The organism is Methylobacterium sp. J-048 (assembly GCF_022829515.1).
Taxonomy (GTDB): domain Bacteria; phylum Pseudomonadota; class Alphaproteobacteria; order Rhizobiales; family Beijerinckiaceae; genus Methylobacterium.
In genome coordinates this window covers 1-1,183 of sequence record NZ_JAKSYL010000158.1, presented here as the reverse complement: position 1 = coordinate 1,183, position 1,183 = coordinate 1, and the positions used below count along the sequence as shown (strand labels likewise).

The window sequence follows — 1,183 nt, the reverse complement described above, 5'->3', positions numbered from 1 at the left end:
CAGGTGGGCGACCACGCTCTCGACCTCGCTGTCCGAGCAGAACGGCCCGTGCACGCGCGTGGTACGCCCGCCGCCGGCCATGAACAGCATGTCGCCCTGACCGAGCAGCTGCTCCGCGCCCATCTCGCCGAGAATGGTCCGCGAGTCGATCTTGCTGGTGACCTGGAAGCTGATGCGGGTCGGGAAGTTCGCCTTGATCGTGCCGGTGATCACGTCCACCGACGGGCGTTGCGTGGCCATGATCAGGTGGATGCCGGCCGCGCGCGCCATCTGGGCGAGGCGCTGGATCGCCCCCTCGATGTCCTTGCCGGCCACCATCATCAGGTCGGCCATCTCGTCGACCACGATCACGATGTAGGGCAGCGCCGACAGGTCCATCGCCTCCTGCTCGAACACCGCCTCGCCGGTCTCGCGGTTGAACCCGGTCTGGATCGTGCGGGTGATGACCTCGCCGCGCTCGCGGGCCTCCTTCATCCGGCCGTTGTAGCCGTCGATGTTCCGGACGGCGATCTTGGCCATCTTCTTGTAGCGCTCCTCCATCTCGCGCACGGCCCATTTGAGGGCGATGACCGCCTTCTTGGGGTCGGTCACGACCGGGGAGAGCAGGTGCGGGATGCCGTCATAGACCGACAGCTCCAGCATCTTCGGATCGACCATGATCAGGCGGCACTCCTCCGGCTTGAGCCGGTAGAGCAGGCTGAGGATCATGGTGTTGATCGCCACGGACTTGCCCGAGCCGGTGGTGCCGGCGACCAGCAGGTGGGGCATCCGGGCGAGGTCGGCAATGATCGGCTCGCCGCCGATGTTCTTGCCGAGGCACAGGGCGAGCTTGTGCTTGCTCTCGGAGAAATCCGGGGCTGAGAGCAGTTCGCGGAGATAGACCGTCTCGCGGGTGTCGTTCGGCAACTCGATACCGATGACGTTGCGGCCGGGGACGACCGCCACGCGGGCCGAGACCGCCGACATCGAGCGGGCGATGTCGTCCGACAGGCCGATCACGCGGCTCGACTTGGTGCCGGGCGCCGGCTCCAGCTCGTAGAGGGTCACGACCGGGCCGGGGCGCACCGCCAGGATGTCGCCGCGCACGCCGAAATCCTGCACCGTCTGCTGGAGGTTGAGGGCGTTCTGCTCCAGCACGTCGGCGTCGACTTCCTCGGTGCTGTTCTCATCCGGCAGGGCGAGC

1 protein-coding gene is annotated in these 1,183 nt (G+C 67.3%); it reads right to left on the bottom strand.

The window, feature by feature from the left end; genetic code table 11:
• A partial coding sequence (locus tag MKL09_RS16150; RefSeq protein WP_279605919.1) for a DNA translocase FtsK occupies positions 1-1,183 on the bottom strand: 1,183 nt, incomplete at both ends.